An 18,831-nucleotide genomic window follows, 5' to 3' on the forward strand; every position below is an offset into this window, starting at 1 on the left:
TTGCTTTGTGTCTTGAGCCGAAAGGGCCCTGAGTGAACGCACCCGGTGTGCAATTCTACAGCAGAAGGCATGCCCGCCTGGATGTCCGGTCTCCTGGCACGAGGCCGGCGCACCAGCCACGGCCAGTTGCCGTCCTCCGGCTGGAGGGGCATGTGTCAGGAGCCCTCCCTGGTCGGAGCCACCCCGGTTATGGCCAGCGCGCAGATCCCGCAATGGTCAGCGGCGTCCAACCGGAACCGATCGTCAGAGGCGCCCGCCATGCCCCGCCGACAACAGGATAATAGGCAAGGGTGCCGTCCTTGAACCTGACGGTAAGACCAGTCGTGCCGGCCCCCTGGAACCCCAAAGTGGAGGTCGCGGCGTCCACCGGGCCCCAACCGCTGCCCACTGGCCTCCGGTTCTCGTTCAGGAAATTGGACGCTCCATCCGTTCGGTAAAGAAGCAGCTGACCATCGGAGCGCCGGGCGAGCATGTCCTGGTTACCGTCTCCGTCAAAGTCGAACATGGTGATGTCGAGTCCGCTCCATCCCCAACCAATGGGAACAGCAGCCTTCAGCGCATCCGCAGTCCCGCGGGCGTAGAGCAAGAGGTCGCCGTTCGCGGATTTCGCCACTATGACGGGCCTCTTATCCTTGCTATTCCAGGGGCCAATTGTCAGGGTCTTGTCCTGGAATCCGGTGGCCAGTCCGACAGGTACCGAGTACCCTCCTCCCGCGAGGCCCTTGTAAAGGGTTACGGCACCATCTTTCCATTGGGTCAACAGATCCAGCCTCCCGTCCATGTCCCAATCCGTGTTGAAGATGGCTTGGACGTTTGTCCACCCTGTGCCGACCGTCCGCCCTGACAGGAGGCCGCCGGCTTCGGCAGGATACAGCAGCAGCTTTCCCTCACCTGTAATGCCCATTGTGTCTGCCGGTGTGGCCCACGGCTTAGGTCCAGTCTGGTCGCCGGAGCCCAGGATAAGCAGCGGATTCCAACCTGTGCCGATTGTCGCAGCCTGTCCCCAAGCTCCTTGTCCGAACGGAAAATACTGTAATTCTCCGCCGTCGCGGCGTACCACGAGGCCACTTGTTCCACTTCCGGTGAAGCCGCCACTCAGCGAAACCGCGGTGATGGCCTTCCATCCCGTTCCGACCACAGTCCGTGTCTCGGCAATGAACGCCCCGCCGCCGTTTGAACGGTAGAGCCTCATTTCACCGGCTCCGGTTTGGGCGAGGATGTCTTGATTGCCATCGCCGTCGAAGTCGAGCATCGTGACGTTGATATTTCCCCAACCAGTCCCGGAAACGACCCCGGCTTGCAGCCCTTCTCCTGACCTTGCGTAGTACACAAGTTCGCCCGAGGGTTTCCGTGCCATTACACCAGGACGCGAATCGGTCGTCCGCCAGGCACCGACGGTGATGAGGTTTTCTTGAAAGCCCTGGCCAATCCGGGTTGGTGTCGAAAACCCTCCAAAGGACAGCCCCCTGTAGACAAGGAGGTCCCCGTTATCCCATTGCGAAAAGATGTCGCGGACGCCGTCACCGTCCCAGTCGGTGGTAGTGGCAGATCGCAGGCTCGTCCAGCCCGAGCCGATTGTTCTTGGCGCGCGGAGGCCGCCCGCGCCGTTCGAGGCATAGTTCAACAGGTTGCCCGCTGCGTCAGCGGCGAGAATGTCGGCATCGGACTTTATAGAGGGTCCGCTATGCCCGGAATCACCTATGGCAGCGAATTCTTTCAGTTGCGACAGACTGCCGTTCCATACGTTCGAATCGCCGGCGAACGGCCCGGTGCTGCTGTACTGCCAGATGCTGTAAGTGCTCCAGCTTGAGGGAACGGCGCCAGCGTTGTTGGTTGGCGTCAGTGGGTAGGCTGCAACCCATAACGGGTAGTCACCAAAGCCGGAAGGATCCCCAAGGCACTGCTTCCACCAGTTGGTGTTCGTGTAGATCATTGGCAGGCGACCCGTCAGTGACAGCATCGTGCTGCCGAAGTCGCGCACCCAGGACGCCAGCTGCGTTGGTGACATGTCATAACAAGTGTTGCCGAAATAGAACCCGTTGATGGTTCGGCCCTCATAGGGGTTGAACTCAAAGTCGAGCACTGGCGGCATTGTGTAACCGTCCGCGGACCAGCCGCCGCCGTTCTGCACGAAGAAGCGCGCCTGGTCGGAGCCGGAGGAGCCGTTCGGGATTGCGAAGTGGTAAGCGCCTCGGATCATCCCGACGTTGCGGGATCCTTGGTACTGGGAGTTGAAGTAGTCGTTGGTGAAGTAACTTCCTTCTGTTGCCTTGACATAGGCGAACCTTGCGCCCATATTCCACTGCTGCTGCCAGTCCACGCTGGGTTGATGGCCGCTCACGTCCAGGCCCTGGACACCAAACGTGGGCATCCAAGTACCTTCGGTTGCCAGGGATTCGGTGCTGAGTTTCTTCAAGGAGTCAGAAGGAGCCGACGCAGTCACCCGGGCGGAGCGCTGGCCCATCTCCGCCCCGCCCTCGCCGATGGCTTCGGCCATCGATTCTTCCGTGGGTGTGGAGGCGGCAGCAGCCGACGTGGCAGCTGTTGCCGGCTGCTCCCCGGTCGGGGCAGGAGCCGATGTCGCCGGCGCGGATACCGGTGGAGCCGAAGCAGAAGGCTGAGCACCCGGATCCGCCGTGGGCGCCGCCGGCGTCGGGCTGGGTTCCAGCGCTACGGAAGTTCCTGCCAGCCCTGGGCCCGCAATAAGGGCCGCCGCCAAGGCGGCTGTGCCCAAGACCCGCAGAAGGGGACGATAGCTGACTAACTGGTTCCGCTTCATTTTGGCTCCGGTGACATGAGGCGCTCCCCATAGCGCAACATCAGGGTTTCAGTTTCCAGTGAAATCCGGTCAGGAGACACCGAACTGGGGTTGCTGAGACTTAACGCGCTCACACTAACACCGTAGGAGCTAATGAAACCAGTGATCCTGATGTTGCCAAAGTGAAAGATGCGGCACTGTTATCGATGTGCTGCCCGGCAAGGAGCAGATATCGGCGGCTAGGGGATCAGATACCCATTCCACCCGGTACCGATTTGCTTCTTGGGCAGCCAACCGGCCTTGCCGTTGCCGGGGTAGAGCCAGAGGCGCCCGGCCGCATCGCGTGCCAGGACGTCCGGCTTTCCATCGCTGTTGAAGTCACCTGGGCCCAGCATGGCGCTCATTGCGTTCCAGCCACTACCCACCTGTTGCGGGTCGAGCCAGCCACCACTGCCGTTGCCCGGATACAGCAAGAGGCTTCCTCCGGAATCCCGAGCCAATACATCACTCTTGCCGTCACCATTGAAGTCACCCGGGCTAAAGATGAAGCTCATGACGTTCCAGCCGCTACCCACCTGAACGCGCTCCAGGAACCCTCCAGAACCGTTGCCCGGGTACAGCCAGAGGGCGCCGGCCTCGTCCCGCGCCAGGATGTCCGCTTTGCCGTTGCCATCAAAGTCGCCGGGCGAGAAAATCACGGACATTCCGTTCCACGCTTCACCATTCTTGACTCTGGGCTGCCAGCCACCCGTGCCAGTGCCTGCGTAGAGCCACAAGGCTCCGCTGCTATCCCGGGCAAGCACGTCACTGCGGCCGTCCCCGCTGAAGTCCGGAGTCGGCATTATTGCCGACATTTCATTCCAGCCAGGACCGGTGTTTTTGCGGGCCAGGAAACCGCCTTTCCCGGTGCCGGGGTAAATCCAGAGCGTACCCCCACTGTCCCGGGCTATGACGTCCGCCTTGGAGTCGCTGTTGAAGTCCTTCCAGAGTCCGGAAACGGGAGGAATAACCGTATAGGCCTGCGTTCCCACCGGCGACGCATTGTTTGAAACGTCAACCGCAAGATATTTCAGTGTCATCGCCGCAGACAGGGTGATGGGCCCTGTGTACTTCGTGCTGCCGGACGTGGGCGTCGAACCATTGGTCGTGTAATAGATCGTCGAGGGCTCATTGGCCGTCAGCGTGATCTGCTGCCCGACCGGGTATGTGCCGGCGGCTGGCGAGGCGACCACCCCTGGAGGTGTGGCATCAAGGACGTAGGCCTGCTGCCCCACGTCCGAGGTATTCGATGCCGAGTCGACTCCCAGATATCTAACAGTCATCGAGGCGCCGAGCAGGATGGGCCCGGCGTACCGGGTGCTGGCGGCGGTGGGGGTTGAACCGTCAGTTGTGTAATAGATCGACGCAGGCTCGTTCGCCGACAACGTTATGGTCGTTCCAGGTCCGTACGTTCCGGACTGAGGTGAAGCCGTGACGACGGGCGGAGCAGTGTCAGCGACCTGGACAGTGAAGTTACGGGTGGCGAGGCTCTTGTTTCCGGCGACGTCCGAAACCTCAATATCAACGTGATGCTGGCCGTTCCCTAGGCCGCTATACGCCTTCGGAGAAGTGCAAGCTGACAGAGCGTCGCCATCAAGACTGCACCTGAACTCGGAGCTGTCAGCTGACGTCGACGAAAAGTGCACGGACATCGAATCCGAAACGGTCGCACCTTCCGCCGGTTCCGTGATCGTGATCAGCGGAGGGGTGCGGTCGACGGTGACATTGACTGAAGCTGCGGCGCTCACGTTCCCGGCGAGGTCAACAGCTTTGACGCGGAGGGTCACGGGCCCCTCCTTCGTCAAAGCAAAGGGCTGGCCGGAGGCACAGGCGATGAAGCTGTTGTCCGCCGTCGAATCAACGGAGCAGCGCAGTGAACTTCCGGACTCGGATGAGGCTGCGAGCACAGGATTGCCGGTAACGATCTCGGCGGCGGTCGGGGCGGTGATGGCTGGCACTGCGGGAGGAACGGTATCGATCTGGAACTCACGGGTCGCTGCGATCCCGGGGATCGGGCGAACGGCAAAGGAATACGAGCCATCTGCCCGGGGCGACGAGGGGGTGTAGCTCCCGGAGGTGCAATCCTGCCAAACCTCAGTCTGTCCTGCCCCCGTTAAGCTGCATTCAATCTGGCTGCCTGCCGGAACCGTTCCTACCGTAAACGTTGGTGTTGGATCGTTGGTGATCCCGGGGTTTGCGGCCTGCGTCCCATCTGCGGCAGTGGGGCCTGTCAGGATCTGCGCCGCTGTGTTCGACAATAGGTAGAGCTTGCCCTGTCCCGCGGGTTTATTCGCGTCCAACTGGCCGGCGTCGTCCATGACCAGGAGTTTTCCGGCTTTCATGCCGAGGCCGCTGACCATGCTGAATCCAAGGGCCCACTGCGATTCAACGACACCGGTCTGCAGATTGATACGGGCAACTGAGTCCACGCCTGCGTTGGCCGCCGATGTGCCTCCGGAGGTTCCGGTATAAAGCATGTTGGTGGCCCTATCGAAATAGACTCGTGTTGGCTTCCCGACGTTGTAGGCGGCAAGGGGAACGTAGTCAGTCAGGCTTCCGTCGGATGGAGCTGTAAAAGTTGTCAGCCCGGCGGCCTCGGCCACGAAGACCGTGACTCGTCCCTGGCTATTGAATGTCGTAGCGGAAAGACCCAACGCCGCCGAATTGACCGAAGCTATCTGTTCGATACTTGGTTGGTTCGCTGCAGGTCTCGTGATCTTTACGATCGACCGTGCCCGCGCAAAAGACAGATAGATGTTGTTGTCTGGACCCGCGCTCGCTGCGTTGGGTCTGAGATCGCCATCCAGGACCGTGAGCTGGTCGAGGTATTCGAACTTACCCGTGGCCGGATTCCACTTCGCGCGAATCAGTTCAGCGCTTCCTGCAGCTGCGTCCGGAATGAACACGAGTTCATCCCCGCTGCCCGGGGAATTGGGGGTTGGGTCGAGCAAAGCGGGACTCGCTGCCAGCGCGGGTCCTTTTCCACGGTAAGGCAAAGTGCCTCCGAGACAGGTCTTTGCTGTTGGATCCGTTGCTGTCAGTGGGTGCTCGATCCTGCCGACCGTGCTGCCGGAGGTTTCAAGAACGCGACAAAATCCTGCCATGGCATCAGAAATCCAAATTCTGCCGGCTGGATCCTGAACCGATCCCGCGGGCGTCGTCAGACCAACGGCCAGGGTGTGGCGGGTCTGGTCTGCGGTCGCTGGTGCAGAAAAAAACACTCCGGTGAGTACCGCCACTGCGATGCCAACCGAAGCAATAAATGCCGTAATCCGATGTCGTCGAAGTCCCCATCCAACGCCGCTCCGGGAGCGGTATTCCTTCATGAGCTGAATGCTAGACCGACCCGGGGAGCAAGTGAATAAGTAGTGGTACTCATATAAATCGGCACCCAGCGCCGGGGATATAGGTGTTGGCCGCCGCGGCAACGCCGGGCCGTCCTTGGGAGGTCTCTTCTGAAGGGCACACACCTTTCGATTACTTTCGATACAGATCAAAGGCCCTTTGTTGACCGCGTGGCGACGGCGATCGATGATGGAACAGGAGGCTGGCGTGAAAAAGTTCTTGTTGACGGGGACGTTGGCGATCCTCCTCTCTGCCTGCTCCGTGGGCCCGCCAGCCGCCCAGCCGGAAAGCGCGCCCACGCCGGCTGTATCGTCTGGCGGTAGTTCAAGTGAACTGGACCAGCGGCTGGCTTTCTTTTGCACAAGTCTCGATAATTCGCCGGACGTTCAGTTATCGAGCCTTGAGGAGGTCTGGGCGGCGAGCAATTACCTGCGGATGGAATCATGTGTGGTTACCTACGTTGGTCCGCAGCCATTCCGGCCCACGGTCGAGGAAGCCGCCGTCATCGAGATCGCGAATTCAGGAGGCGCTGGCTCTTCTGCTGGACTCGACGCCTATTTGACCGCCGTCGAGCTCTGTACACGCGTCAGCGATGAGACAGCTCCGGGCGGCTTTGCTGACAACAAGTCAGAGATTCTGCGCGCGGCCGCCCAGGTGTGTCCTGATGGTCCGCAAGGAAAAATTATCCAGGCGTGGGCTGACGGCACGCGGGTAGGTGACGGTCGGCATATCGCGGGTGTCTCCATAGAACCAGGAAGGTACGTCCTGGAGAAGGGCAGGGCAGGCGCTGTGGGAGAAGAATGCACCTGGGCTGTTGCCGGTGCTGATGGCCTGGTGAGCGACCGGAACCGCTCTGCATCGGGGCTGGATGAAGTGACCCTGGACGATGGAGAAATTTTCACTAGTGACAAATGCGGAATTTGGGGGAAAATTGACTAACTCGGCCTAAACGGCCGAACTCGGAATTGCATGCGGAGCTGGGGAGCATCCCAAAGAAATTGGGGCTCCATTGTGGATATCCGCAGGCGTACCGTCGTTCAGATGGCTATTGCTACCTTAGTCCTAACCAGTTGTTCCACTGCGGCCTATCTTGAACCCGTCCAAGTGGCGGCGTCGGCCGGAGCACGAGGTGAGGCTGCATACCGAATACCGCCTGAGAAGCCTGAGCCAAAGGCCCGGTACCAGTTCGATTGTTTCGAGGTCGGGGGCGCCAGGATTGGAACGCTGTCCAGCCTGGAAGAAGTGTGGGCTTCGTCGAGATACATGCGCATAGCGAATTGCGAGGTCACCTACGTAGGGGGTGGTCCCCATATCCTCACGCCGGAAGAGGAAACGGCAGTGCACGTTGCAATTGCGGCCGGTGCCCCAAGCGACGACAGGTCAGCCCTGTTCCTGCGTATTTTGAAGGCGTGCATTCGCACCGATCCACGGGAGCTGGACACTCGTTTGTCCGAGCTCGGAGCTCCAGTCATCAAGGGCGCGCTGGCGTTTGCCCCATTGGCGCCACAATCCGTCCTGCTGGAACGGTGGTTACAGAGCGCCTGAAAGGTAAGAAGCTCGGGAGGGTCCAGGCTGTGCACGGCCGTTGCGCCTCAACACGCGTGACGTCCGACTAGCCCAGCAGGGCATTCATGGCATTGACAACCGTGGCCTCCACCCCATTGCTTCCTCCCTTGAAATGGGCCAGATGCCCGTAGACGGTCATTGACCCTCCACCAATGCCGGGCTGATCGGGATCCCATCCGCCTTCATAGCTTCCGTAGGGCATGTAGGGAGGCAGGAACTCGTTGCTCGGGATGTAACAGCAGGATTCGTTGGCATAACCACCCACGACGATGCCGTTCGCGCCGCCGTGCCCTGCCCGGAAGTAGGCAGCATAGCCGCTGACAAGCTCCCCGCCAACCATCGCAATTTTTAATTGGGGGCTGCCCGAAAGCTTCCAAACTTGGAAAGGTGAAGGGACAGCGGTGGGGAGGTTGTTGCTGTCGAGCCGTGCAATCATTCCCTGCGCATGCCTTTGGTACCAGAGCGGCTGCCCTTCAGGGTTACCAAGCCTTGCGACGAACGCTGCGCGGACGCCGACGAGATTTGCCGGAGTCAGAGTGATATCGAGGGGGAGCTGGACTTCCTGATAATAGGTCAGCAGGGGCCCGGCTATCGTTCGGCCCGGGCTGGACATGGCCGAACTCACGGCAGTTCCCAGGGAGTTCCCGTGCTGGTCCCGCAAGGCCCAGCCGCGGGCCCCGAGCGGATCCTGATCCCCAGCTGCTCCCTGAAGGAAAAGGGCGAAGCAACCGGCGGTTTGATTTTCAATGTAGTTGCATGCGGCGGCGGGAAAGTCGCCATCGAACAGAGTGCGCCACCCGGCACTTACCGGATGGCACGCGTAACCGAAAATAACGGCCCGCGGAACCCCGTTGCTGCGCCGGGCTACAAGGACCGGGACGGCCGTCTCCGTGTAAGGGAGCCCAACCCTGTTGGCCGCAAAATTCTGGCTGGCCACCTTGTAGTCAAGGGTGACTGCGGTCCGTGGAGCCGCAAGGGCCGTCCCAACCAAAGCCACGATCTTGTCCTCCAGAGCAGCGCAGTAGCTTCTGATGAGCGTGAGGTCGGACAGGCCATACGAAATGTAGGGCTGAAGCGAGTCGATCAGAGCCGGGCCGTTGTGGGTATGTGTTGCCTGCAAAAGAATCTCGCTGCTCTGCCAGCCAGCGAGGGCAAGAATCCGGGCCCGGATTCTCTGGTGCATCGCGCGGGGGAAAGCTAGCAAATCCGCGCTCAGAATGAGATGGGGGAAAGTATCTTCCCAAAGAACAATGGCCCGGGCATACAGCGGCTGGTAAGGGGTGCTGCTGGTGGCGATCCGGCCCCCGTCTACTGTTCCATAGCCGGCCATATAGGGGTTGGTGCTGAGTGTCGGCGTGATGTCGACCTTGGCCGTTGAAACGCTAAACGCCATGTCCGGATCGCTCCTTGTATCGGCGCTCCCGGTGGACGTCGGTCCCAGTGCTGAGGACCAGGATCCAAGGTGCGCAACGCGGCAAGTAGGTGAAATATGCTTCATTAGACCACGTGCGCCGACCTGTTGCTGTCATTAACTGATGCGACGGCTAAGCGAGGGCAGACCCAACAGAGGGTGTGGAGCTACGACGTTGGTGAACCAAACAAGGTGAAACCATTCCAACCGCGGCCGACTACAGTCGGCGTTCCCCATTCAAGGTTGTCGCCCATCGGATAGTAGCGGAGGGCGCCCGCCGGGATGCTTCGCGTTTGGTGTTATCCACAGCGCCGCTCATGTGACTTGGCACCGTGTGGTAGGTCCTCTAGCTTTAACCCCAGTTGCACTGCCTCCGCTGGGGGCGGCAGTGGGTTTGGGGGAACTATGGACGCTGTGCAAATCGTGGAGGATGAAGTCCGCGAGCTGATCCGCCGTCGTGGCCTGGACCCGTCGCGGCAGGCCGGAGAGATCCGGCGGCTGGTTGAAGCCGCGGTTAGCGATTACGACGAGCGGGCGCTGATGGGGCCCCTCCCTCCGATCGGTCCGTTGGAGGCGGCGCGCAGGTTCGTTTTTGATGCCGTTGCCGGTTTCGGTGTGCTTCAGCCGCTGTTGGACGATCCAACCATTGAGGAGATCTGGCTCAATGCCCCGAACGAAATCTATGTCGCACGGAACGGCGAATCCGAACTGACGTCCCTGAGCCTCACCGACCAGCAAGTCCGTGACCTGGTGGAACGGATGCTTAAAAGCTCCGGCCGCCGCCTCGACATGTCGTCGCCCTTTGTGGACGCAGCACTGCCAGATGGATCCAGGCTGCACGTGGTCATCCCGGATGTCACACGCCGCCATTGGGCCGTGAATATCCGGAAATTCGTTGTGAAGGCGAGCAGGCTCGAGCACCTCGTGGAGCTTGGCACGCTGACGCCGCAGTCCGCCCGGTTCCTCGGCGCCGCAGTTGCCAGCGGCCTTAACATTTTGGTGTCCGGTGCCACCCAGGCTGGAAAGACCACCATGCTGAACTGCCTGGCCGCGAGTATCGGCAGCCGGGAACGTGTGATCACCGTGGAGGAGATCTTCGAGCTCCAGTTTCCCTTGCGGGATGTGGTTGGCCTCCAGTGCCGTCAACCCAACCTGGAGGGGGAAGGCGAGATCCCGCTGCGACGGCTGGTGAAGGAGGCCCTCCGCATGCGGCCCGACCGCCTGGTGGTGGGGGAAGTCCGCGAAGCGGAGAGCCTGGACATGTTAATTGCGCTTAATTCCGGCCTTCCTGGGATGTGCACGGTTCACGCAAACTCAGCCCACGACGCCGTGACCAAGATCTGCACGCTTCCGCTGCTCGCCGGCGAGAACATCTCCTCAGCCTTCGTCGTACCAACCGTCGCGTCCTGCATCGACCTCGTGGTCCACTGCAGCCGGCAGAACAGCGGGCGCAGACAGGTAACCGAAGTGCTTTCACTGGGGCGGAGAGTCGAAAACGGCATCATCGAGTCGTCTATGGTCTTCGCCATGGACGAAGGGCAACTGCAACCCCGGGCCAGTTCCATGCCTGCCGCGGAAAAATTTGGCCGTGCAGGTTACGACGTCGCGGCGTTGCTGGAACCGCGTTGATGGCACCGCTCATGGGGGTACTTGCCGGTACCGGGTTCTTCCTTATCTGGTGGTCGTGTTGGGAAAGTCCCCAACGGGCTGACCGGCCGGTCAGAACAAACCGGCTGGAAGACCTGCTGGCTTCCGCCGGAATCGAAAAGGTCACAACGACCGGCCTGGTTGCCAGTTGCCTGGGACTCGGTCTTTTTGTGGCCCTTGTATTCTTCGCGGTCAGCCGCTCGTGGCCGATGGCGGCATGCTTCGGCCTCTTCGGTGCCTGGCTTCCAGTCAGTGTGCTGAGATGGCGGGCCAGAAAGCGAACGGCAATGCTGCGCCAGCTGTGGCCGGATGTAGTTGACCACCTCAGATCAGCCATCCGGGCAGGACTCTCGTTGCCGGAGGCACTCATCCAGTTGGGGGAGAAGGGGCCGGAAGAACTGCGGCACGTGTTCCGGGACTTCGGCTCGGACTACCGGGCCGGAGGCCAGTTCGATGCCTCCCTTAACAAGCTCAAGGACCGCCTGGCCGATCCTGTGGCCGACCGGATCGTCGAAGCACTGCGGCTGACCCGTGAAGTCGGAGGCTCTGACCTGGGCAAACTGCTCGGCACCCTCGCGGAGTTCCTCCGCGAAAACGCCCGCACCCGTAGCGAGCTTGAGGCACGCCAGTCGTGGACCATCAACGCCGCCAGGCTTGCCGTCGCTGCTCCGTGGATCGTCATGGTCCTTCTTGCCACGAGGCCGGAAGCGGTCCAGGCATACAACACTCCCGTGGGTGCCGCAGTTCTGCTGGGCGGTCTCGTGGTTTCCCTCGTCTGCTACTCGATCATGTTGCGGATCGGCGCCCTGCCGCAGGACGAAAGGGTACTCCGGTGACAGGCACACAAGCCGCGGCCACCGTATGCGGAATCGTCCTAGGAGTCGGGCTCTGGCTGATCCTCGTCCGCTTGCCGATGATGCGCGCCACCACCCTGGCCGAGCGCATCGAACCGCAGCTGAAGTCACAGAACCTTGAATCAAGGCTGTTGCGGGCTGGCGGCATACAGAACGTCACGCCGTTCGGCGCGCTGGAACGCATCATGAGGCCCATGATCCGTGACGGTGTAGCCGCGCTGGGCAGGTTGAACCTGGGCTCCAAAGGCCTGGCGCGACGGCTTGCCCAGGCCGGTATCCACAAGTCGCCGATCGATTTCCGGGCGGAACAGCTGCTCTGGGCCGCGGCTGGATTTTCTGTGTCGTTGGCGTTGGTGGTCGTTGGTGCCGTTGCAGGCCGGTTCAGTCCTTTGCTGGCTGTTGTGGCGGTCATCGGCAGCGCGTTCGGCGGCTTCCTGTTCCGCGACTACTGGTTGGGTGTCCAGATCAGGAACCGTGAAGCCCGGATGATGGCCGAGTTCCCGAGCCTGGCCGAGTTGATGGCGCTCGCGGTCGGCGCCGGTGAAAGCGCCACGGGCGCTCTGGACCGCGTCTGCCGCAGTGCGCGGGGAGAACTCGCCAAGGAATTCTCAAGAATCCTGGCCGAAACCAGGGCCGGCAAACCGCTCGTGGAGGCCTTGCAGGACTTCTCCGCCCGGACAGACCTGGGTCCGCTGGTCCGGTTCGTTGACGGCATTATCGTCGCCGTTGAGCGCGGGACCCCGTTGGCGGATGTGCTCCGCGCACAGGCCCAGGACGTCCGGGATACGGCCAAAAGGGACCTTATGGAGTCAGCCGGCAAGAAGGAGATCGGGATGATGGTGCCACTGGTTTTCGGTGTCCTCCCTTTGACAGTTGTCTTCGCCGTCTACCCCGGCATAGCGGCAATCAGCCTGGGTCTTTAGGCGAACGTGCATATGACAGAGACAACCGGCAGGACCGCCGGCATGGAGAACGCGACTAATGAAATGGGACAGAAAATGAAAAACCTGGGAATACGGAGCGGATTACAGCTCAGGTGCATGGTGGCACTCATCTGGTCGGTGACACTGGCTAGCCTGTGGGCCACTGCCGGCAACCTGGTCAGGCCTGGCACGAGGACCGACACGCGCCCTGCAGACCATCCAGAGCGCGGTGATGTCCCCGGCTGGGTCATGATCACTTTGATGTCGGCTGTCCTCGTTGCGGCCTTGCTGGCTTTGGCAGGACCGGCACTGGAATCGATGTTCAACCAGGCAATGGACAAGGTCGGAAACTAGCAATGCTTCAGGGCCGTGGGCGGGACCTCCTCCACGATGGCGGTCCCGTCATGGGCTGGGACCGGGTCCTGGGCGCAGCAGCCACCCGCGAACGCGGATCCGCCGTAGTGGACTTCGTTATGGTGGGTGGCCTGCTCACTATGTTCTTCCTCGCGATCATCCAGCTCACGCTTGTCCTCCACGTCCGCAACACCCTGATCGACGCCGCCGCTTCGGGTGCACGCTACGGCACGCTGGCCGACCGGGGCGCATCAGATGCGGAGGAGCGCGCCGGGGCGTTGGTTGGAATGGCCCTCAACGCGGACTTCGCCCAGGACATCAGCACGTCAGAAGTGACTTTCCAGGGACTTCGAACGCTCGAAGTAACCATCAAGGCGCCGATGCCGGTGATCGGGCTGATCGGGCCCCGGGGCATGCTGGAGGTCAAGGGCCATGCCGCCGTCCAGCCCTAACGCCGTGCAGCCGTTCCTCAAGAGGTTCCGGGAGGTACTGTGCCTCCCCGTCGATACCGGTCCGGCTCCAGGCAAGCCCGCACCGGCAACCCGGGAACAGGGGAGTGCGGTCGTGGAGTTTACGTTCCTCGCACTGCTCCTGATGGTTCCGCTGGTGTACTTCATCATCACCATGGGCCAGATCCAGGGCGGGTCCTTTGCCGTCGTAGGGGCAGCCGACCAGGCCGCCAAAGTGTATGTTGCCCAGACACATACCCAGTCAGCGCAAGTAGCGGCCGAGCAGGCGGCCCTCATTGCGCTCGCCGATTACGGACACGCTGCCGGCAACGCACAAATCTCAACGAGCTGTGAGCCCTCCGACTGTCAGGCGGCCGGAACGGCAGTTACGGTGACCGTCAACCTCACCGTGCCGCTGCCGTTTGTGCCGTTCGTCGACGGGTTCCGCCTCAACGCCAGCGAAGTTGAAGCTTCATCCACTCAGCTGGTCGGCAGGTTCCGGTGAATCCAAACGAGGCAGCAGAGGAAGGCCAGATGCTTGTCCTGATCATCGGCTACGTCCTGTTGGCTCTCCTGGTGACCACCGTCGTCGTGGGCATTTCAAGCGTCTACCTCGAGCACAAAAGGCTCTTGTCACTGGCAGACGGAGCGTCACTGGCCGCAGCAGACAGCTTCACGCTGGGTGAGGTCGGATCCAACGGCGGCAGCCCCTCAGCTGTCCTCGGCTCCGAGCGCGTCAGGAATGTCGCCAGCGACTTCATCCGCAGGAATCCGGGAGCCCAGCGCCTGGACAGCCTGGAGGTCTCGACGGCGACAGGCAGTCCCGACGGTTCCACCGCCGTCGTTGTCCTGACCGCAGCTGTCCACCCACCGGTTGTGAATTTCCTGGTGCCCGACGGAATCAGGATCGAAGCCTCGTCCACGGCCCGTTCCCGCCTGACCCGGTGACCGATCTCAGAGCCAACCGGGCAAGGGATGACCGGCAACGGAGTCCGGGCCTCCGGCTGGATAGCGTAGGCTTAAACAACCATGGCCAATATTGATTTTTCCGCAGAAATCCGCGCCCTCCGCGCCACCTACACCTCCATCGAGCAAGTCAGCGATGTTGAGGCCCTGAAGGAGGACATCGCCGAACTCAGCGAGCGGGCGGGCGAGCCGAACCTGTGGGACGATCCCGCCGCGGCCCAGAAAATCACGTCCAGGCTCTCCCACCGCCAGTCCGAACTGGAGCGGCTCAACAAGCTGACCGCGCGGATCGACGACCTCGAAGTGCTGGTGGAGCTCGGCCAGGATGAGGACGACGCCGATTCCATGGGCGAAGCCGCCGCGGAACTGGAGTCCATCAGGAAGGCGCTGAAGGACCTCGAAATTGTCACCCTGCTCTCCGGCGAATACGACGAACGTGAAGCCGTGGTGTCCATCCGTGCCGGCGCCGGCGGGGTCGACGCCGCTGATTTCGCCGAAATGCTGATGCGGATGTACCTGCGCTGGGCCGAACGGCACGGGTACCCGACCACCGTCATGGACACCTCCTACGCGGAGGAGGCCGGCCTGAAGTCCGCCACGTTCGAAGTCAAAGCGCCCTACGCGTTTGGAACGCTGAGCGTGGAGGCCGGAACCCACCGCCTCGTCCGGATCAGCCCCTTCGACAACCAGGGCCGCCGCCAGACCTCCTTCGCCGCCGTCGAAGTGATCCCGCTGATTGAACAGACGGACTCCATCGACATTCCCGACAACGAGATCCGCGTTGACGTGTTCCGCTCATCGGGCCCCGGCGGACAGTCGGTCAACACAACGGACTCCGCCGTGCGCCTGACGCACATCCCCACCGGCACCGTGGTGTCGATGCAGAACGAGAAATCCCAGCTGCAGAACCGGGCGGCTGCCATGCGCGTCCTCCAGTCCAGGCTCCTGCTCCTGAAAAAGGAACAGGAAGACGCCGAAAAGAAAGCATTTGCCGGCGATGTCAAGGCCTCCTGGGGTGACCAGATGCGCTCCTACGTGCTCAACCCGTACCAGATGGTCAAGGACCTGCGGACCGACCACGAAGTCGGCAACACCTCCGCCGTTTTCGACGGCGAGATCGACGACTTCATCGACGCCGGCATCCGCTGGCGTACTGACAACCGGAACGCCGACAAGTAAACGTCCGGCCGTCCCGGCGCGACTGATCCCGCGACACGCCCCCGGAAGCGGCGTAAATAAGGCATAGGGACTGCGTATAGTCGAGGAGCCGGAGCTCTACTTCCCCCAAACAGAAGCCCGCGCACCGGCTGCAGATCTGGGCTGCGTACCATCAGCCATGCCTGCAGGGTACTTAGGGTCATGATCCGATTCGAAAATGTCACCAAGGTCTACGACCAGCAGGCACGGCCCGCGCTGGACGATATCAACCTTGAGATCGACCGCGGCGAATTCGCCTTCCTTGTAGGCGCTTCCGGGTCCGGTAAGTCGACCTTCCTGCGGCTTGTGCTCAAAGAGGACCGGGCCTCGTCCGGTGCTGTGTACGTGGCAGGCCAGAACGTCGCCAAAATTTCCAGTTGGCGTGTGCCCCGGCTTCGCCGCGGCATCGGCGTGGTGTTCCAGGACTTCCGTCTCCTGCCGCAGAAAAACGTCTTCGCCAATGTCGCTTTCGCCATGCAGGTCATCGGCAAGAGCCGCAGTGTCATCCGCGACACCGTGCCCGAGGTACTCAAGACGGTAGGGCTCGAAGGCAAGGAAAACCGGCTTCCCCACGAGCTTTCCGGCGGTGAGCAGCAGCGCGTGGCCATCGCCCGGGCGGTGGTCAACCGGCCCGGCATCCTCCTCGCCGACGAGCCGACGGGAAACCTGGACCCCACCACCTCAATGGGCATCATGGGCGTGCTGGACAAGATCAACCAGAACGGCACCACCGTGGTGATGGCCACCCACGACGACGACATTGTCAACGAAATGCGCAAGCGCGTGGTGGAGCTGAAGAACGGTGTTGTCATCCGCGACGAAGCGAAGGCCCTGTACACCTCCATGATTCCGATTGTCGGGCAGTCGCGGCGGCTCAAGGACGCCAGCGGCCGGGAAGAGATACCGCCGGCCAGCCCGGAAGGCCGGGGCGACGGCGCAGGGGAGGACCGGCGATGAGGCTCGCTTTTATCCTCGGTGAGATTGGCAGTGGACTGCGCCGGAACGTATCGATGGTTGTGTCGGTCATCCTGGTGACCTTTGTGTCCCTGACCTTTGTTGGCGCCGCCGGCATGCTTCAGCTGCAAATCAACCAGATGAAGGGCTACTGGTACGACAAGGTCCAGGTGGCGATCTTCCTCTGCAGTGACGGTTCGACGGCGACCGGGTGCGCCACCGGCCCGGTCACCCCGGAGCAGCAGGACAACCTGCAAACCCTCCTGGAGTCACCGGCTGTTTCGCAGTACATCAACGACTTCCAGTTCGAGTCCAAAGACGAGGCCTACAAGCACTTCAAGGACCAGTTCTCGAACTCCCCGATTGTTGACTCTGTCACGCCCGACCAGCTCCCTGCCTCGTTCCGGATCAACATGAAGGACCCCGAAAAGTACCAGATCATCAGCGAGACGTTTTCATCGCAGCCCGGCGTCGAGACCGTGATTGACCAGCGCCAGCTGCTGGAACGGCTCTTCTCTGCCATGAACGCCGCCTCCCTCGTGGCTGTCAGCGTTGCCGGCGTCATGATTGTCTGCGCGATTCTCCTGATCGCAACCACCATCCGGCTCTCAGCCTTCAGCCGCCGCCGCGAAACGGGCATCATGCGCCTCGTGGGCGCCTCGAAAACGGTGATCCAGCTGCCGTTCATCCTCGAAGGCGTCATTGCCGCCGTCATTGGTGCAGTCCTGGCATCCGGCACCCTGTGGGCCGTGGCGCACTTCTTCCTGGGTGAATACCTGTCCAAGCAGTACCCGGACACAGCCTTCATCTCGCCAGGGCAGACTCTCGTTCTTGCGCCTGCCCTGCTAATCCTTGGCGGATCTTTGGCAGGAATTTCGTCTCTCTTGACCTTGCGCAGATATTTGAGGGTCTAGGCTGTGCAAACCGAACAAGGAAAGCTTATGACTGGTCTCGATCGAACTTCCGGCCTGCCCCGCAGGAACCGTACCCGCCAGGCGCGCCGTACAGGCATCATCAGCGGTGTCCTGGCGCTGGTCCTTGCAGCCAGCCTTGGCGCCTCAACGCCGGTAGCGTTCGCCGATGAACTGGAAGACAAGCAGGCAGCCCTCGAAGCCGAGGCAGCCCGGGTCCAGCAATCCCTCGAATTCGTCGACTCGCGGATCGCCAAAGCCGCGGGCGACCTGGTGATTTACCAGGGTCAGCTTCCCGGCGCCCAACAGGCACTGCTCGAAGCCCAGGGCAGGGTCGCAACCGCGGTCAAGGAAGTCGAAGCACTCTCAGCGCGCGTGGACCTTGCGCAGCAGAACAAGGCCAAGCTCACGCAGCAGCTTGAGACGGACAAGCAGAAGATAGCCGACACGAAGAAGCTGATCGGCCAGATTGCGACCCAGGCGTACAAGTCCGGCGGCGTTCCCTCGAACCTCACGCTCTTTTTCGGATCCAATGCGGGTGGCAGCCTCACCGACACGATGGACCTGGCCGACCAGGCAATGCGCAGCCAGAACTCGGCAATGGACAAGCTGTCGCAGCAGAACGCCACCAACGTCAACTCGCAGGCGAGGCTCGCTGCCGTTGAAGCGGAGATCCAGGACCTGAAGGCCAAGGCGGACGCCGCCCTCGAACGTGAAAAGGCTGCCCGTGACGAAGCCGAGGCTAAGAAGGCACAGGTTGACCAGCTGATCGCGGACACCATCCGTCTTGACGCCGAACTCCAGGCAGCCAAGCCGGGTATCCAGAGCCAGCTGGCAGCTGTTGAGGCCAGCCAGAATGCTGTCGCCAACGAAATTGCCGAAAGGGACCGCAGGCTGCGGGAAGCCTGGGAAGCAGAACAGCGGCGTCTCGCTGCGGCAGCTGCCGCTGCCGCAGCCGCAGCAGGGCAGGCTGTGCAGCCGTACGCTCCGGTGACCGGGTCGCCGTCGGCGTTTGGCCTGCGCCACCCCTTCTCCGGTGACGTGCCCATCACGTCCGGGTTCGGCTGGCGTGCCACGCCGCCGGGAACGATCGACTTTTACGGCACCGGCGGTTACCTGCACACCGGCATCGACTTCGGAGCAGCCTGCGGAACCCCTGTATACGCGGCCGCGGCCGGCGAAGTCTTTTCCTCCGGCTGGAATTCGGCCGACGGCGGCGGGTGGCGGGTCAAGCTGTCGCACGGCGTTGTGCAAGGCAACTCGCTGACCACGATCTACTACCACAACAGCAGCATCGTCGTCTCGAACGGCCAGCGGGTCTCCCAGGGCCAGCTCATCGCCTACTCGGGCAACACCGGCAATTCCACCGGGTGCCATGCCCACTTCGAGACGTGGCTCAACGGCGCGGCCGTTGATCCGATGCGGCTGCTGTAACGCGGCTCCGCGCCTGCCGTACA

At 62.0% G+C, this 18,831-nt stretch carries 16 protein-coding genes; 13 read left to right on the forward strand and 3 right to left on the reverse strand.

The genetic code is table 11. The features are described 5' to 3' along the window. Positions 1-187: 187 nt before the first annotated feature. Positions 188-2,371 (reverse strand): GH25 family lysozyme, encoded by a 2,184-nt coding sequence (locus J2X42_RS02215; protein WP_310161717.1) that lies wholly within the window; start codon positions 2,369-2,371, stop codon positions 188-190. Here J2X42_RS02215 and J2X42_RS02220 point away from each other — a divergent pair. Further along, positions 2,364-2,621 carry a hypothetical protein gene (locus J2X42_RS02220; protein ID WP_310161718.1) on the forward strand — a complete coding sequence of 86 codons (258 nt, stop codon included), beginning with the start codon at positions 2,364-2,366 and terminating at the stop codon, positions 2,619-2,621. The genes J2X42_RS02215 and J2X42_RS02220 overlap by 8 nt on opposite strands. Before the next feature lie 376 nt (positions 2,622-2,997). Here J2X42_RS02220 and J2X42_RS02225 read toward each other — a convergent pair whose 3' ends face one another. Continuing rightward, on the reverse strand, positions 2,998-6,123 hold the full coding sequence (locus tag J2X42_RS02225) for a chitobiase/beta-hexosaminidase C-terminal domain-containing protein (protein ID WP_310161719.1): 3,126 nt from the start codon (positions 6,121-6,123) through the stop codon (positions 2,998-3,000). Between the two features lie 226 nt (positions 6,124-6,349). Here J2X42_RS02225 and J2X42_RS02230 point away from each other — a divergent pair, with 226 nt between their 5' ends. Continuing rightward, positions 6,350-7,081, forward strand: a complete 732-nt coding sequence (locus tag J2X42_RS02230; RefSeq protein WP_310161721.1) for a hypothetical protein — start codon at positions 6,350-6,352, stop codon at positions 7,079-7,081. 673 nt (positions 7,082-7,754) lie between these two features. Here the strand turns inward: J2X42_RS02230 and J2X42_RS02235 are convergent. Further along, positions 7,755-9,101 (reverse strand): hypothetical protein, encoded by a 1,347-nt coding sequence (locus tag J2X42_RS02235; protein WP_310161723.1) that lies wholly within the window; start codon positions 9,099-9,101, stop codon positions 7,755-7,757. 423 nt (positions 9,102-9,524) lie between these two features. On the opposite strand from J2X42_RS02235, the gene J2X42_RS02240 reads away from it, so the two are divergent. From J2X42_RS02240 to J2X42_RS02290, 11 genes are all read left to right on the forward strand, one after another. Next, entirely contained in the window at positions 9,525-10,748 is a 1,224-nt protein-coding gene (locus J2X42_RS02240; protein ID WP_310161725.1) for an ATPase, T2SS/T4P/T4SS family, read from the forward strand. After that, entirely contained in the window at positions 10,748-11,602 is an 855-nt protein-coding gene (locus J2X42_RS02245) for a type II secretion system F family protein (RefSeq protein WP_310161727.1), read from the forward strand. Before J2X42_RS02240 ends, J2X42_RS02245 begins: the two co-directional genes overlap by 1 nt. After that, positions 11,599-12,543, forward strand: coding sequence for a type II secretion system F family protein (locus J2X42_RS02250; protein WP_310161729.1), 945 nt, complete (start codon positions 11,599-11,601; stop codon positions 12,541-12,543). The genes J2X42_RS02245 and J2X42_RS02250 overlap by 4 nt, the downstream gene beginning before the upstream one ends. 42 nt (positions 12,544-12,585) lie before the next feature. Beyond that, entirely contained in the window at positions 12,586-12,897 is a 312-nt protein-coding gene (locus tag J2X42_RS02255; protein ID WP_310161731.1) for a hypothetical protein, read from the forward strand. A 50-nt stretch (positions 12,898-12,947) separates the two neighbouring features. Next, positions 12,948-13,349: a pilus assembly protein gene (locus tag J2X42_RS02260; RefSeq protein WP_310162165.1), complete on the forward strand. Its 402-nt coding sequence runs from the start codon at positions 12,948-12,950 to the stop codon at positions 13,347-13,349. After that, the gene (locus tag J2X42_RS02265; RefSeq protein WP_310161733.1) at positions 13,330-13,851 is read left to right on the forward strand and encodes a hypothetical protein; all 522 of its coding nucleotides are present in this window, start codon (positions 13,330-13,332) and stop codon (positions 13,849-13,851) included. Before J2X42_RS02260 ends, J2X42_RS02265 begins: the two co-directional genes overlap by 20 nt. Before the next feature lie 29 nt (positions 13,852-13,880). Beyond that, the gene (locus J2X42_RS02270) at positions 13,881-14,294 is read left to right on the forward strand and encodes a pilus assembly protein TadG-related protein (protein WP_310162167.1); all 414 of its coding nucleotides are present in this window, start codon (positions 13,881-13,883) and stop codon (positions 14,292-14,294) included. Positions 14,295-14,375: 81 nt separating this feature from the next. Next, positions 14,376-15,491 carry a peptide chain release factor 2 gene (prfB, locus tag J2X42_RS02275; RefSeq protein WP_310161735.1) on the forward strand — a complete coding sequence of 372 codons (1,116 nt, stop codon included), beginning with the start codon at positions 14,376-14,378 and terminating at the stop codon, positions 15,489-15,491. 180 nt (positions 15,492-15,671) lie between these two features. Then, positions 15,672-16,466, forward strand: coding sequence for a cell division ATP-binding protein FtsE (gene ftsE / locus J2X42_RS02280; RefSeq protein ID WP_310161738.1), 795 nt, complete (start codon positions 15,672-15,674; stop codon positions 16,464-16,466). Then, on the forward strand, positions 16,463-17,377 hold the full coding sequence (gene ftsX / locus J2X42_RS02285) for a permease-like cell division protein FtsX (RefSeq protein WP_310161740.1): 915 nt from the start codon (positions 16,463-16,465) through the stop codon (positions 17,375-17,377). The genes ftsE and ftsX overlap by 4 nt, the downstream gene beginning before the upstream one ends. A 27-nt stretch (positions 17,378-17,404) precedes the next feature. Further along, positions 17,405-18,808 (forward strand): peptidoglycan DD-metalloendopeptidase family protein, encoded by a 1,404-nt coding sequence (locus tag J2X42_RS02290; protein WP_310161742.1) that lies wholly within the window; start codon positions 17,405-17,407, stop codon positions 18,806-18,808. The last annotated feature ends 23 nt before the right edge of the window (positions 18,809-18,831 follow it).

This window comes from Arthrobacter sp. BE255 (genome assembly GCF_031457335.1).
In the GTDB taxonomy this organism is placed as follows: Bacteria; Actinomycetota; Actinomycetes; order Actinomycetales; family Micrococcaceae; genus Arthrobacter.